13 protein-coding genes and 1 pseudogene are annotated in these 14,189 nt (G+C 75.6%); 2 read left to right on the forward strand and 12 right to left on the reverse strand.

Annotated features, from left to right (window positions below):
- From ONA70_RS27450 to recN, 6 genes are all read right to left on the reverse strand, one after another.
- A partial coding sequence (locus tag ONA70_RS27450) for a glycosyltransferase (RefSeq protein ID WP_265009383.1) occupies nucleotides 1-486 on the reverse strand: 486 nt, incomplete at its 3' end.
- Nucleotides 483-2,168: a murein biosynthesis integral membrane protein MurJ gene (gene murJ, locus ONA70_RS27455; RefSeq protein ID WP_265009384.1), complete on the reverse strand. Its 1,686-nt coding sequence runs from the start codon at nucleotides 2,166-2,168 to the stop codon at nucleotides 483-485. The genes ONA70_RS27450 and murJ, both read right to left, overlap by 4 nt.
- A 1-nt stretch (nucleotide 2,169) precedes the next feature.
- On the reverse strand, nucleotides 2,170-3,033 hold the full coding sequence (locus tag ONA70_RS27460; protein WP_265009385.1) for a hypothetical protein: 864 nt from the start codon (nucleotides 3,031-3,033) through the stop codon (nucleotides 2,170-2,172).
- Between the two features lie 62 nt (nucleotides 3,034-3,095).
- Nucleotides 3,096-4,019 carry a copper transporter gene (locus ONA70_RS27465; RefSeq protein ID WP_265009386.1) on the reverse strand — a complete coding sequence of 308 codons (924 nt, stop codon included), beginning with the start codon at nucleotides 4,017-4,019 and terminating at the stop codon, nucleotides 3,096-3,098.
- 28 nt (nucleotides 4,020-4,047) lie between these two features.
- Complete coding sequence (steA, locus tag ONA70_RS27470; RefSeq protein ID WP_265009387.1) at nucleotides 4,048-5,226, reverse strand: putative cytokinetic ring protein SteA; 1,179 nt, start codon at nucleotides 5,224-5,226, stop codon at nucleotides 4,048-4,050.
- Nucleotides 5,227-5,344: 118 nt separating this feature from the next.
- Nucleotides 5,345-7,102, reverse strand: coding sequence for a DNA repair protein RecN (gene recN / locus ONA70_RS27475; RefSeq protein WP_265009388.1), 1,758 nt, complete (start codon nucleotides 7,100-7,102; stop codon nucleotides 5,345-5,347).
- Between the two features lie 90 nt (nucleotides 7,103-7,192).
- Here recN and ONA70_RS27480 point away from each other — a divergent pair, with 90 nt between their 5' ends.
- Nucleotides 7,193-8,176 (forward strand): helix-turn-helix domain-containing protein, encoded by a 984-nt coding sequence (locus ONA70_RS27480; protein ID WP_265009389.1) that lies wholly within the window; start codon nucleotides 7,193-7,195, stop codon nucleotides 8,174-8,176.
- A gap of 612 nt (nucleotides 8,177-8,788) precedes the next feature.
- Here ONA70_RS27480 and ONA70_RS27485 read toward each other — a convergent pair.
- Genes ONA70_RS27485 through ONA70_RS27500 form a run of 4 tightly spaced genes read right to left on the reverse strand, consistent with a single transcriptional unit; the run spans nucleotide 8,789 to nucleotide 11,319 of the window.
- On the reverse strand, nucleotides 8,789-9,673 hold the full coding sequence (locus ONA70_RS27485; protein ID WP_265009390.1) for an NAD kinase: 885 nt from the start codon (nucleotides 9,671-9,673) through the stop codon (nucleotides 8,789-8,791).
- Complete coding sequence (locus ONA70_RS27490; protein ID WP_265009391.1) at nucleotides 9,670-10,515, reverse strand: TlyA family RNA methyltransferase; 846 nt, start codon at nucleotides 10,513-10,515, stop codon at nucleotides 9,670-9,672. Before ONA70_RS27490 ends, ONA70_RS27485 begins: the two co-directional genes overlap by 4 nt.
- Nucleotides 10,516-10,537: 22 nt before the next feature.
- On the reverse strand, nucleotides 10,538-10,771 hold the full coding sequence (locus tag ONA70_RS27495; RefSeq protein ID WP_265009392.1) for a hypothetical protein: 234 nt from the start codon (nucleotides 10,769-10,771) through the stop codon (nucleotides 10,538-10,540).
- Nucleotides 10,768-11,319, reverse strand: coding sequence for a hypothetical protein (locus tag ONA70_RS27500; protein ID WP_265009393.1), 552 nt, complete (start codon nucleotides 11,317-11,319; stop codon nucleotides 10,768-10,770). Before ONA70_RS27500 ends, ONA70_RS27495 begins: the two co-directional genes overlap by 4 nt.
- 113 nt (nucleotides 11,320-11,432) lie before the next feature.
- Here ONA70_RS27500 and ONA70_RS27505 point away from each other — a divergent pair, with 113 nt between their 5' ends.
- Nucleotides 11,433-11,768, forward strand: coding sequence for an SCP2 sterol-binding domain-containing protein (locus ONA70_RS27505; RefSeq protein ID WP_265009394.1), 336 nt, complete (start codon nucleotides 11,433-11,435; stop codon nucleotides 11,766-11,768).
- 15 nt (nucleotides 11,769-11,783) lie between these two features.
- Here ONA70_RS27505 and ONA70_RS27510 read toward each other — a convergent pair whose 3' ends face one another.
- Both ONA70_RS27510 and ONA70_RS27515 read right to left on the reverse strand, forming a co-directional pair.
- Nucleotides 11,784-12,839, reverse strand: coding sequence for an HAD-IIA family hydrolase (locus ONA70_RS27510; RefSeq protein WP_265009395.1), 1,056 nt, complete (start codon nucleotides 12,837-12,839; stop codon nucleotides 11,784-11,786).
- Between the two features lie 439 nt (nucleotides 12,840-13,278).
- A pseudogene (locus ONA70_RS27515) lies at nucleotides 13,279-13,951 on the reverse strand (hypothetical protein); the annotation flags it as partial.
- Between the last annotated feature and the right edge of the window lie 238 nt (nucleotides 13,952-14,189).

Genomic DNA, 14,189 nt, shown 5'->3' on the forward strand with positions numbered 1-14,189 from the left:
CAGCGCGGCGGCCCGCTCCACCAGGTCGGCGGAGGCGCCCAGGGCGACCCGGACGTTGCGGGCGACGATCCGCTCGGCGAGCCGGGACAGCCGGCCCCGCAGGCCTCCGGCCAGGACGGCGTTGTGCCAGGTCACCACGAGCGGGGCGGCCGGCCGGGCGAGGACGGCGACGAGGCCGGCCCGCAGCCCGTGCGCGTGCACCACGTCCACCGGGGTGTCGGCCACGGCTCGGCGCAGCGCGGCGACGGCCCGCGCGTCGGCGGGGGTGGGGCGGGCCGGGATCTCCACCGGCGCGAACCGGGCGCCGACCCCGGTGAAGTCGAACTGGTCCTGGGTGGCGGCCGGGCCGCAGACCAGCACGGACGCGCCGGCCTCGGTCAGCCCGCGGGCGACCGAGCGGATGTGCTGGCCCACGCCACCGGTGCTGGAGGCGAGCACCAGGGCCACCGAGCCGGGCCGGTGGGGCACCGACGAGGCGTCCGTCATGAGGAAATGCTCTCCTTTCCGTCGCCCCGTGCCGAGGGGCGCCGGTCCGTCGGCGTGTCGTCGGACCCGCCCGCCGGGCGGCGCCGCCGCAGCCGGCGGGCCACGGCGGCGAGCAGCGGCCGGACGTCCCGCTCGTCGGTCAGCCAGGCGACGGCGAGGAACAGGGCGCCGACCACGACTCCGGACAGCATGCCCTGAACGAGCGCCTCCGATGCCGCCGGGGCCCCGCCGGCGAGCCAGCGGGAGGTGGCCGCGCCACCGAGCCCGGCGACGGCGGCGGCGAGCAGACCGGCGGCGCCGGCCCGGCCGACGCCGGCCAGGGCGGGCCGCCCGGCGGAGCGCAGCACGGCGGCGATCAGCAGGCCGCCGAGCAGCAGCATGCCGGCGGAGGTGGCGAGGGTCACCGCGAGCACCCGGTCCGCGAGCGGCAGCACGTGCCCGAGCAGGACCGCCAGGGCCGGGACGGTGAGCCAGCCGACCGCGGTGGCGACCGTCGCCGCCCGGGTCTCGCCGCGGGCGTAGAGGGCCCGGGTGAGGACGGCGAACAGGCCGTAGCCGAGCAGCCCGGGGGCGAAGCCGGCGATGCCGGCCGCCGCCGTGCGGGCCGCCTCGCCGGTGAAGAAGAAGTGCCCGACCGGGACCGCCGTGCCGACCAGCGCGGCGGCGCCGAGCAGGCTGAACAGCACCACCCCGCGTACCGCCGGGACGAGCGTCTCCCGGTAGGTCCGCTCGTCGCCGGCCGCCCGCGCCGCCGCCAGGGTCGGGTACGCGGCCACCGCGAGCGGCACCGCCAGCACCGACCAGGGCAGGAAGTAGATCGTCTGGGCGAGGTTGTAGATGCCCACGTTGGCCTTCGACCCGTAGGAGACCTGGTTGAGCACCACGATCAGGGCGACCTGCTGGGCGGCGACGGTCACCAGCCCGGCGACGGCCAGCGCGCCGACCCGGGCCCGGGCCTCGGCGGGAAACCGGAAGCCCGGCCGTAGCGGCAGCCGCAGCCGGCGCAGCGGGATCAGCAGGGAGAGCGTGAGCACCACCACGCCGAGCGTGGTGCCGCCGGAGAGCAGCAGTTCCCCGCCCGGGCTGACCTGCCCCACGCTGGCCAGGCGCCCCTCCATCGCGGTGAAGCCGAGATAGACGGCGATGACGGTGACGCTGGACAGCAGCGGGGCGAGCACCGGCCAGGCGAACCGCCGGTGCGCCTGGAGCACCCCGGTCAGCACGATGCCGACCCCGTAGAGCGGCAGCTGGGGGGCGAACACCCGCAGCATCCGCGCGCCGGCCTGCTGCTGCGCCTCGCTGAGGCCGGACCCCTGCAGCGCGATCAGCGGGTCGGCGAACAGCGCGACCAGCACCGCCAGCGGCACCAGCAGGGCGAGCACCCAGGTGAGCAGGGCGCCGGTGGTGGCGGCCACGGCCCGACGGTCGCCCCGGTCGGCCGCCGCCGCCAGCAGCGGGACCACGAGGCTGGCCAGCGCGCCGCCGGCCACGATCTCGAAGATGAAGTTCGGGACGTTGTTGGCGATCAGGTACGCGCCGCCCAGGTCGGTCTGGGCGAGCGTCCAGGTGAACACCGCAGTACGGCCGAAGCCGGCGAGCCGGCTGACCACGGTGAGGACGGCGATGAGCGCGGCTGCGCCGGCCACGCGGCCGGTGCCGGCGAGGGGAGCCGGTTTCGTCACGTCAGTCGGCGAGCCGGCCCAGCTCGTCGAGTTCCCGCAGCCCCGGGGTCCGCTGGATCACCTGGGTGAAGCTGACCTTCTCGCTGGCGGCGGTGAGCGCGGCGATCACGGCGAGGACGCCGGCCCGGCCGAGCGGGCCGGTCCGCGCGGCCAGGCTGACGCCGAGCAGCGCCCCGAGCGCGTTGGCGCCGCTGTCGCCGAGCATCACCCGCTCGTCGAGGTCCTCGCGGACCAGCCCGGCGGCGGCCCCGACCGCGCCGGCGGCGATGCCCCCGTACGGGCCGCGGGTCAGCGGCGCGCCGAGCAGCATGCCGGACTTGAGCGCCCGACCGGGGCGCAGGTCGAGCAGGTTGAGCAGGTTGGCGGTGCTGGCCACCACGCCGGCGCCGAGCAGCACGTCGATCCCGCGCCCGAGGGTGCCGGCGCGCTGCCGGCGGGGGTGGGCGGCGACCCGCCGGTCGGCGGCCAGCAGCGCGGCCGCGCCGAGACCGGCCGCGCCGACCCCGGCGATCTTCACCAGCCCGGCGGTGATCCGCCCCTCGCGCAGGGCGGCGAGGTGCCCGGCGAAGCCCTTGGCCGTCTTCTGCTCGGGGCGCGCCCCGACGACGTCGTCGTACAGCCCGACGCTGCCGGCACCCACCCCGGCGAGCAGCGCGGCGGCGCCGGCCGGGGCGCTGCCCGCGCCGAGGGCGCCGGCGGTGGCGGCCCCGACGGCCAGGGCCGGCCCGGCGGCCAGGGTGACCGTACGGCCCCGGAAGTTGGTCCGCTCCAGGGCCGGCGCGCCCGGGGAGGTCCGCACCTCCCGCAGCACGTAGCGGGCGGCGACCGCCCCGGCGCCGACGGCTAGCAGCCGACCCAGTCTCACGCGACTCCTCCGATCCGGATGCCCAGCGCGACGCGGTACGGACCGGACAGCGGTCCGCTCGCTCACTGGGGCAGTTTAGGCAGCAGCGACGCGGCGTTGTCACCGACGCCGTACTGGCCGGCCTTCTTCTCGGTCACCTGCTGCACCAGGGCGAGCGTGGTGACCAGCTGGCCCTGCACGGTGTTGGCGTTGTCGACGGTCGAGATGGTCTGCGAGAGCACCGGGTCGCCGCGGACCACGGCGACCACGTTGCCGCCGGCCGAGCCCATGCCGCCGACCACGATCGCCCCGTTCTTGTCGAACTGCTCGGCGATCTTCACCACCGACTCGTCCTTCTTCCCGGAGTCCTTGTCGACGTACGGCTGGCCGGTGACCAGCACCACCGCCTCGGCAGCGCCGGACACCTTGTCCTCCGGGGTGAGGTAGCCGGCGGTCGCGTACGACTGGAGCACCGTCCGGCGCTCGGCGTCGGTGACCGCCGGGCTGCCCTGCGGCCGGTCCATCAGGAAGCTGGCGAGCAGCGCGCTGGAGGTCTCCACCCCGTGCCCGTTGCCGGGCAGGCCCGCGATCTGGTTGCCGCTGGCCAGCTCCAGCAGGTTGTTGTTGCTGTCCGGGTTGATGAACTTGTCCTGGATGTCGATCCGGCCGGTGACGCTGGCCCCGGCCAGCCGGAGCATCTTCACCACGCCCTCGGTGTGGTCACGCCCGCTGGGCAGGCTGAGCACCAGCACCCGGCGGCCGGCCAGCTTGCCGGGGAGGTAGACCTGCGCCATCTCGGCGGCGAAGTCCTCCTCCATGTCCAGTTCCTTCTGCAGGCTGTTGACCGTCTGGCGCATCTGCGAGTTGTCCTTGCGCAGCCCGTTGACGTTCTCCTTGAGCGAGTCGGCGACCGGCCCGTTGAGGGCGGCCGTGCCGACCACCAGGCCGATCGCCAACGCCAGGAACACCGCGGTCAGGGACACCACGTGGTAGCGGAAGTTGATCACGCTTGCAGCCTCTTGATCGTCGGGGAGCTTAGAAGAGCTGGCCGAGCTGGAACACGAAATTGTCCCACCATTCGGAGACCACGCCCAAATACGCCTTTCCGACGGTGGAGACCGCCACGGCGGATGCCATCGCCGCGACCGCCGACAGGACCAGCAGCAGCAGCGAGGAGCCGGAGATGCTCTGCCGGTAGAGCCGGCTCACCCCCTTGGCGTCGACCAGCTTGCCGCCCACCTTCAACCGGGTCAGGAAGGTCGAGGCCATGCCGCCCCGGCCCTTGTCCAGGAACTCCACCAGGGTGGCGTGGGTGCCGACGGCGACCAGCAGCGAGGCGCCCTTCTCGTCGGCCAGCAGCATGGCCAGGTCCTCGCTGGTCGCGGCGGCCGGGAAGGTGACCGCCGGCACACCCAGCCCGTTCACCCGGGGCAGGCCGGGCGCCCGGCCGTCCGGGTACGCGTGCACGACCACCTCGGCGCCGCAGCGCAGCACGTCGTCGGTGACCGAGTCCATGTCGCCGATGATCATGTCAGGCGTGTAGCCGGCCTCCACCAGCGCGTCCGCGCCGCCGTCCACGCCGATCAGCACCGGCTTGAACTCCCGGATGTACGGGCGCAGCACGTCCAGGTCGGCCTTGTAGTCGTAGCCCCGGACCACGATCAGGCAGTGCCGGCCCTGGATCTGGGTCTGGATCTCCGGCACGCCGACACCGTCGAGCAGCAGGTCGCGCTCCTGCTTGAGGTAGTCCATGGTGTTGGCGGCGAACGCCTCCAACTGGACCGACAGCCCCTCCCGGGCGTCCGCCATCGACTTGGCCACCGTCTCGGCGTCCTGCAGCGCGCCGTGCGCGACCGGCTCCTCGCCGACGAAGACCGTGTTGCCCTCGATCCGCACCACGTCGCCCTCGCGGATCTGCTCGAAGACGCTCTCGCCCAGGTCGTCCAGGAGCGGGATGCCGGCGGAGATCAGCACCTCGGGGCCGAGGTTCGGGTACCGCCCGGAGACCGAGGGCTTGGCGTTGAGCACCGCGGCGACCCCGACGGCGACCAGCGAGTCGGCGGCCACCCGGTCCAGGTCGACGTGGTCGATGACCGCGATGTCCCCGGGCCGGAGCCGGCCGACCAGCCGCTTGGTCCGGCGGTCGAGGCGCGCGGTGCCGAGGATCGAGCCCGGTTCCGCGCTCCGGGTCCGGCGCAACGTGGGTAGACGCATCGTGACCATCCTGGCATGTGAGGCAGGGTTTGCTGTCGCGACATGCCTGAGCAGGGCCGCCTACCCAGGGAAGCACACCGGAGCGCATGCCGGTGTGCTTGCGCTCACAATCCTGAGGTCACGGACGCCTTTCCTTGGCCGCCACGGCCAGGAGTTCCTCGGCATGCGCGATACCCAGATCCGAATCCGGCAAACCCGCCAGCATGCGGGCCAGCTCCCGGGCCCGTTCCGTGTCCTCCACCACCCGCACCCCGCTGGTGGTCACCGCTCCCCCGGTGTCCTTCGCCACCACGAGGTGCCGGTCGGCGAACGCGGCCACCTGCGGCAGGTGGGTGACGACCAGCACCTGGTGGCTGCGGGCCAGCCGGGCCAGCCGCCGGCCGATCTCCACCGCCGCCTGCCCGCCGACACCCGCGTCGACCTCGTCGAAGACCAGGGTGGGGGGGCCGCCGGAACCGGCGAAGACCACCTCGATGGCGAGCATCACCCGGGACAGCTCACCGCCGGAGGCGCCCCGCTGCAACGGCAACGCCGGCGCGCCGGGGTGGGCCAGCAGGCGCAGCTCCACCTCGTCGGCGCCGTCCGGACCGACGCCGGCCTCGACGCCGTGCACGGTCAGGCTCGGCTCGCTCTTGCCGGCGGCCCGGGGCAGCACCGCCACCTCGATCCGGGCGTGCGGCATGGCCAGCCCGGCCAGCTCGACGGTGACCTGCTCGGCGAACCGGACGGCGGCCTCCTGGCGGGAGGTCGAGACCCGGCCGGCCAGCTCGGCCACCTCCGCCGCCAGCCGGGCCGCCTCCCGGTCCAGCTCGTCGAGGAGCTCGTCGGAGGTGTCCAGGTCGGACAGTCGGGTGCGGGCCCGCTCGGCCCAGGCGATGACCCCGTCGACGTCGTCGGCGTACTTGCGGGTGAGCCCGCGCAGCGCCGCCCGCCGCTCGTAGACGGCCTGCAGGCGGGCCGGGTCGGCGTCCAGCCCGGCCAGGTAGGCCGACAGCTCCGCGGCGACGTCGGTGACCAGGGTGGCCGCCTCCTCGAGCCGCAGCGCCAGCTCGCCCAGGGCCGGGTCGGTGCCGGCCTGCGCCTCCAGCGTGCGCCGCGCGGTGCCGAGCAGCACGTTGGCGTCGGGCGTGTCGTCGGCCGCCTCGACCCCACTGGCCACGCACTGCTGGGCGAGCTGGGCCGCGGTGCGCAGCCCCTCGGCGTGCTCCAGACGCTGCGCCTCCGCCTTCAGCTCGTCGTCCTCGCCGGGCTGCGGGTCGACCCGGGTGATCTCGTCGAGGCCGAGGCGGAGCAGGTCGGCCTCCTGGTTGCGCTCGCGGGCGTTGCGGCGCCGGTCGGCCAGATCGTCCACCACCGTCCGCCACCGGGTGTACGCCTCGCGCAGCGCGTCCAGCAGCTTCTCGTGCTCCGGCCCGGCGAACCGGTCCAGCGACGCCCGCTGCTCGGCCGGGCGCAGCAGCCGGAGCTGGTCGGACTGGCCGTGCACGGCCACCACCTGCTCGCCGACCTCACCCAGCATCGACACCGGCATGCTGCGGCCGCCCAGGTGCGCCCGGGACCGACCCTCCACCGTGACCGTACGGCTCAGCAGCAGCGACCCGTCCTCGTCGGGCTCGCCACCGGCGTCGGTGACCCGCGCGTGCACCGTCTCGGCCACCCGGTCGTGCAGGCGCAGCCGCCCCTCCACCACCGCACGGCCCGGTTGCGCCCGGACCCGGCCGGCGTCGGCGCGGCCACCGAAGAGCAGGCCGAGGCCGGTGACCACCATGGTCTTGCCGGCACCGGTCTCGCCGGTGATGACGTTCATCCCGCCGGTCAACGGGAGCGTGGTGTCCTCGATGACGCCCAGTCCGGTGATGCGCAGCTCTTCCAGCACAGCACCTGACAGTAGACGCGCCCTGCGACAGTTGACCAGCCGGCGCGGGCGAGGCTGTGGACATCGGCCGGCGGCGTACAGTTCTGCCCCGTGCTCGACGTGATCGGCCTGTCCCCCGACGAGGAGCAGCTCTACCGCTGCCTGGTGCGGCTTACCACGGCGCGGGCGGCGGAACTGGCCGAGCGGCTGGGCCGGTCGCCCGCGGAGGTCCTCGCCCAGCTCGACGCCCTGCGGGCCAAGGGGTTGGTGCTGCCGACCGGGTCGGCACCGGACGCGCCACTGCGGCCGCTGGCACCCGACGTCCCGCTCGGTGAGGCGCTGCTGCGCCGGCAGGAGGCCCTCGAAGCGGCTCGCGCGGCGGTCACCCAGCTCACCGAGGAGTACCGCGCGGGGATGCGCCGGCACGACGCCGAACACCTGGTCGAGGTGATCACCGGCACCCGGGCGCTGCGCGAGCGCCTGCGGGACCTGCAGAACGCCGCCCGGGTCGAGGTGCTCTGGTTCTGCCGGGCCAACCCGCTGGCCATGCCCGGCCAGGAGAACGTCGAGGAGTTCGACGCGCTGGCCCGCGGGGTCCGCTACCGCGCCATCTACGAACGGGAGATGCTCCTCGAACCGGGCGCGCTGGAGGACGTCGAGCAGGGCGTACGCGCCGGCGAGCAGGCGCGGGTGCTCGACCGGCTGCCGGTCCGGCTGGCCGTCGTCGACGGCCGGACGGCCATCTGCCCGCTGGTGAGCGACCGCAGCAGCGGCGAACCGACCGCCGCGGTGATCGGCCGCAGCCAACTGCTGGACGCGCTGGTCGCTCTCTTCGAGAGCCACTGGCTGATGGCGACGCCGCTGGGCTCGTCCGCCGCACCGCGGGACCGGGCCGCAGACGGTTACCGGCCGGACGCCGACGAGGCCCGGCTGCTGTCGCTGTTCGTGGCCGGCGTGCCGGACAAGTCCATCGCCTCGCAGCTCGGGGTGAGCCGGCGTACCGTGCAACGCCGGCTGGCCGACCTGATGGCGATCGCCGGCGTGGACACCCGGCCCGGGCTGGCCTTCCAGGTCGCCCGACGGGGCTGGATCTGAGCCGGGCCGGGCCGGATGTCCGGCGCGTTGCCACCGGTTGCGGACGCGCGCCGGCCGGCGCCGGGCCACGTTTCGGGCGGGTGCTGGTCGGGGTGCCGGAACGAGTCGGTCGCCGGTCACCTCGTGAGCCACCGCTTCCTCCGGCGGCGGCTCGCCGAGCTGGCCTCCGGACCGGGGTCGACACCCGGCCGGACCCGGCTGGCCGGTCCGCCCGCCGCGGCCGGCCACGACTGCTCCGGCACCCCGACCGTCGTGGCTCCGACCACCCCCTGGTCGAAAGCCACGACCGTCGGACCGCGCGTCCGGGCGGACACGGGCCTCACCGCCCCGCCCGAACTCCACCTCAGCGCAGCCCGCACGCTCCGGGACCGTCCACTGGACGGTACCGCCGGCCCCGCCGACGACCCGCACCCGTGGGGAGCCGCGCCCGCTGACGGCGGGGGCCGCTCACCCCCTACCGGTCCCCGGGATCACCGGGGCCGGGCGCCCGCGCGTCGTCGTCGAGGGAGGCTCCTACCGTAACCCGGCCGAACCGCCGAACGGGTAAACCGATCCGGTGACGCCGGGTCAGCCGTGCGGCGTCCGCAGCGCGCCGGGCGACGCCACGGCAGCTCAGCGGCGATTGCCTCGCCAGCCCTGCACCGGCAGGTCGAACTTGGCGACCAGCCGGTCGGTGAACGGGCGCGCCTTGAGCCGGACGATGCGCACCGGCAGCGTGCCCCGGCGGACGGTGACCCGCGCGCCCGGCGGGAGGTCGTAGACCCGCCGCCCGTCGCAGCAGAGCACGGCCAGGGTGGTGAACGGGTCCACGGTGATCGCGAAGGTGGACGTCGGGGCGGTCACCAGCGGGCGGCTGAACAGGGCGTGCGCGCTGATCGGCACCAGCAGCAGCGCCTCCACCTCCGGCCAGACGACCGGGCCCCCGCCGGAGAACGCGTACGCGGTGGAGCCGGTCGGGGTCGCGCAGACCACCCCGTCGCAGCCGTACCGGGACAGCGGCCGCCCGTCGACGTCGACGAGCAGCTCCAGCATCTGGGCCCGCTCGCCCTTCTCCACGCTGATCTCGTTGAGCGCCCACGACTCGATGGTCGGGCCGCCGTCGAACTCGGCGGTCACGTCGAGGGTGAGCCGCTCGTCCACCGTGTAGTTGCGCACGACCACGTCGCGTACCGCGCTGTCCAGGTCGTCGATCTCCGCCTCGGCGAGGAAGCCGACCTTGCCGAGGTTGATCCCGAGCAGCGGGGCCTTCGCCGGGCGGGCCAACTCGGCGGCGCGCAGGAAGGTGCCGTCGCCGCCCAGCGCGAAGACGATCTCGGCGCCCTCGGCCGCCGCCGGGCCGGTCACCGGCACCACGCCCGGCAGGTCCAGGTCGTCGGCCTCCTCGGCCACCACCCGCACCTCGAAGCCGGCCGCGATGAGGTCCGCCGCCACCGCCCGCGCGTGCTCGGTGCTGCGTCGACGGCCGGTGTGCGTCACCAGCAGCGCGGTCCGGCTCACCCGGACACCTCCTCGTTCGTGGGCTCCGTCGGGAATCCCTGGGGCCCGGCCGCCACCACCGCGCGCACCCGCTCGGGATCCGCGGCCGGCGCGTCCCGGCGTAACCATACGAAGAACTCGACGTTGCCGCTCGGCCCCGGCAGCGGGCTGGCCGCCACGTCCGCCAGGCCCAGGCCGAGCCGCGCCGCCGCGGCGGCCACGTCGAGCACGGCGGCCGCGCGCAGCTCCGGGTCGCGGACCACGCCGCCCACGCCGACCCGCTCCTTGCCGACCTCGAACTGCGGCTTGACCATCAGCGCCAGGTCGCCGTCGGGCCGGGTGCAGCCCGCGAGGGCCGGCAGCACCAGGCGCAGCGAGATGAACGACAGGTCGGCGACCGTGAGGTCGACCTCCCCGTCGACGGCGTCCGGGGTGAGGGTACGCACGTTGGTGCGCTCGAAGACGCGTACCCGCGGGTCGTTCCGCAGCGACCAGGCGAGCTGCCCGTAGCCGACGTCGACGGCCACCACCTCGGCGGCGCCGGCGCGCAGCAGCACGTCGGTGAAGCCGCCGGTGGAGGCGCCCGCGTCGAGGCAGCGCCGGCCGGCGACGGTCAGCCCGCCGGGGGTGAACGCGGCGAGGGCGCCGGCCAGCTTGTGCCCGCCACGGGAGACGTACTCGGTGGTCGGGTCCTCGCCGGTGACCAGCAGCGGGTCGGCGGGGTCGACCATCGCGGCTGGCTTGCGGGCCGGCACCCCGCGCAGCTGAACCCGGCCGGCCTCCACCAGCGCGGCGGCCTGCTCGCGGGAGCGGGCCAGGCCGCGGCGGACGAGTTCGGCATCCAGCCGGGTACGACGTGCCATGGGTGGTTCTTCTCCGCCTCTGTCAGGCCTGGTCGATGCTGGCCAGGGTCTCGCGCAGCGTCTCGTACGCCGCCTCGTACTGGGCGATCTGGTCGGCCGGGGAGAGCGCCTCGGCGTTGACCATGGCCTGCACGGCGGCGTCCACCGCCGGGTGCCGGGCCTCGCCGACCTCCACGACGGGTGCGGGGCGTCCCCCCGGAGGCGGCCCGGGGCGGGGACCGCCCGGCGGCGGCCCGGGGCGGTATGGGGTGGTCACGACGCGGCACCTCCGGCCGGCTTGCGGCCGCTGGCCTTCTTCGCCGGCCGGGCCGGCGTGGCCGGCGACCCCTCCGCCGGGGTACGCGCCACCGTCGCCGCCGGCTTCTTTGCCACCGCCTTCTTGGCCACGGCCTTCTTCGCCACCGCCTTGCTCGGCGGGGGCGCCGAGGCCGGGGCGGCCGTCGTCGCCGCGGCGGCCGACGTGCCGGCGGCCCGCGGCTCGCCGGCCGGGACGATCCCGCCCGCCTTCGCCTCGCGCAGCTGCCGTTCCAGCTCGTGCACCCGCCGGGTCAGCTCGGCCACCTCGTCGGCGGTGGCCAGGCCCACCGCGCCGAGCGCGCGGTCCACCTCGAAGCGGATCAGCTTGGTCAGCGCCTCGCGGTTGGCCATCCCGGTGGAGACGAGCTCCTCCGCGAGCGACTGGAGCTGGGCGGCAGTCGCGCCGCCCTGCCCGACCGCGCGCCGCACGGCGTCCTGGGCCCTCTTCCGGGGCGCCTCCGTCAGGCCCATGGCCAGCTCGAGGTAGGCGCGCCACGCGTCCTGCATGCCGGAGTCCTTCCATGGTGGCGGGGTGTGCAGGTGTCACGCTACCGGGCGTCCGGGACGCCCCATTGCGGTACGGTGCCGGGGAACGGCGTGGCGCGTGGTGAGGAGACGATGTGGCCAGCGTGGATGAGTGCCGGCAGGCGTTGCAGGACCTGGCCGCCCGGCTGGACCAGCACGCCGACGTGCAGGGACGGATCGACCTCGACCGCACCCTGGCCTGCCGGATCACCGACCTGGACGCCGCGTTCCACGGCCGCATCGAGGGCGGGCGGCTGGTCGACCTGACCGAGGGCGACGACCCGAAGGCGAAGATCGCGCTCAGCACCAGCAGCGACGACCTGGTCGCGCTGGTGCACGGTCAGCTCGACATCGCCAAAGCGGTCGGCTCCCGGCGGGTGTCCATCACGGCCAACCCGTTCGACCTGATGAAGCTCCGCAAGCTGCTCTGACCGGGCCCGGCCTGGTCAGTCCGCCAGGCCCAGCGCGGCGAGCGCCTGCTCCGCCGCCGGGGCCGCCGCCCGCACCCGCGCGCCGGTCCCCGTCGACCAGGCCACCGCGCAGAGCGCCGCGAGGGCGTCGAGCGGGCGTCCCGCGCCGTCCAGGAGCAGCGCGCCGTCGGCCACCGTCGCCGACCAGCCGCCGGCGTCGGGCGCACCCGGCACCCGCACCACCGCCGGCGGGTCGAACAGCGCCGCCAGGTCCGCCGCGACGTACGTCGGCCGCCGCTGCTCGGGAGCGGCCAGCAGCTCGGGTACGTCGCTGACGCCGGTCAGCACCAGCAGGCAGTCCAGCCCGGCCCGGCGGGCGCCCTCGATGTCGGTGTCCAGCCGGTCGCCGACCACCAGGGTCCGCCCCTCTCCGGCCCGGCGGGCGGCGGTGGCGAACAGGGCCGGTTCGGGCTTGCCCACCACCACGTCCGGGTCCCGGCCCAGCGCGGTGCGCAGCACCGCCACCAGCGAGCCGTTGCCCGGCAACGGACCCCGCGGGCTGGGCAGGGTGCGGTCGGTGTTCGTCGCGTACCAGACCGCGCCCGCGCGGACCGCCAGCGACGCCTCGGCCAGATCGGCCCAGCCGACGTCGGGGCCGTACCCCTGGGCGACCGCGGCCGGGTTCTCGTCGACCGTCGTCACCGGGCGCAGGCCCGCCGCGCGCAGCTCGGCGCGGAGCGCCTCCGCCCCGACCACCAGCACCGGCGCGCCGGCGGGCAGCCGGTCGCGCAGCAGCTCGGCGGTGGCCGCCGCAGAGGTGAGCACCTCCTCCGGCCTGGCCGGCACGCCCATGCCGGTGAGCAGGTCGGCCACCTCACTGGAGCGCCGGGAGGCGTTGTTCGTCGCGTACGCCACGGACCGGCCCTCGGCGTGCAGCCGGCCCACCGCCTCGACGGCGCCGGGGATCGGCCGGTCGATCAGGTAGATCACCCCGTCCAGGTCGAAGACGACCAGGGTGTACCCGTCGACCAGCCGCGTACCGGCCGGCGGGCCCGCCGTGTCGGCACGCGCGCCCCCGGCGCTCCCGCTCACCGCCGGTCCGCCTCCGCCTCGCGGGCCGTGCCGTGCCCGCCGCCGGTCACCGTGTCACCGCTGGTCGTGGCGGTACGGCTGTCGTCGGCGAGCGACCGCGCCTCGGCGTCGGCCAGCTCGTCGTCGTCGAGGTCCGCGGCGTCACGGTCCCGGTAGCCGGCCGCCTCGCCGCCCCGGTCCGCGTCGTCACGCAGCCGCGCGTCGCCGTCCAGGTCGTCGTCGTCCAGGTCGTCGTCCGCGAACTCGTCGTCCTCGTCGTCGTCCGCGAACTCGTCGTCGTCGGTGTCGAGGTCGTCGTCCTCGTCATCGGCGTCGGCGTGGCGGGCGTCGAGCTCGTCGACGTCGAGGTCGCTGTCCTCGTCGGCGTCGAGGTCGCTGTCCTCGTCGGCGTCGAGGTCGCTGTCCTCGTCGGCGTCGCGGTCGGCATCGGAGTCGGCGCCGGTCAGCTCGGCGTCCGGCCGGGCCGGCACGGCCCCCGGCGCGCCCGGCCCGGCGGCCAACTCCTCGTCCTCCAGGTCGTCACCCTCGATGATCACTCCGTCGAGCTCCAGCAGCCGCTCGGCGGCGTCGGTCTCACCCTCGGCGTCCACGTCGGCGGCCCGGGAGAACCACTCCCGCGCCTCCTCGCGCCGGCCGACGGCGAGCAGCGCGTCCGCGTACGCGTAGCGCAGCCGGGCCGCCCACGGCTCGGACGAGTCGGCGGTCAGCTCGCGGACCTGGAGCATCGCCACGGCCGCGTCCTTCTGCCCGAGGTCGCCACGCGCGCCGGCCGCCACGATGAGCAGCTCGATCGCCACGGACTGGTCGAGCTTCTCCCGGTCCGCGCCGCGGAACAGGTCGATGGCCCGCTCCGGCCGGCCCAGCGCCCGCTCGCAGTCGGCCAGCACCGCCAGGTGGCTCTGCAACCCGGTCATCCGGTGGTAGGTCCGCAGCTCGGCGATGGCCGTCTGCCACTCCCCAGCGTGGTACGCCGCCAGCCCGACGGCCTCCCGCACCGCAGCGATCCGCGAGGCGAGCCGACGGGCCGCCATGGCGTGCGCCAGCGCCTCCGCCGGGTCGTCGTCGATCAGCAGGCCGGTCGCCACCAGGTGCCGGGCGACGTTCTCCGCCACCGGCTTGGCCAGCGACAGCAGCTCGGCCCGGACGCTGGAGTCGAGGTCGCTCGCGACCACCTCGTCCGGCAGCGCCGGCCCGGCGGCCCGCTCGCCCTCGCGCCCCTCGGCGCGCTCCCGGCCACCCCGGAACCCACCCTCGCGGTCATCGCGGCGGAAGCCCTCCCGGCGCTCGCCGCCACGGAAGCCACCTTCGCGGCGCTCGCCGCCACGGAACCCGCCCTCGCGGCGCTCGCCG

Origin of the sequence: Micromonospora yasonensis (genome assembly GCF_026013475.1) — a bacterium.
Lineage (GTDB): Bacteria > Actinomycetota > Actinomycetes > Mycobacteriales > Micromonosporaceae > Micromonospora > Micromonospora yasonensis.

Bases quoted from the DNA above. Each gene is read 5' to 3' on its own strand.
- ONA70_RS27500 (WP_265009393.1), bottom strand. From the start codon at position 11,319: ATGCAGGACGCGTGGCGCGCCTACCTCGAGCTGGCCATGGGCCTGACG.
- ONA70_RS27490 (WP_265009391.1), bottom strand. From the start codon at position 10,515: ATGGCACGTCGTACCCGGCTGGATGCCGAACTCGTCCGCCGCGGCCTG.
- steA (WP_265009387.1), bottom strand. From the start codon at position 5,226: ATGCGTCTACCCACGTTGCGCCGGACCCGGAGCGCGGAACCGGGCTCG.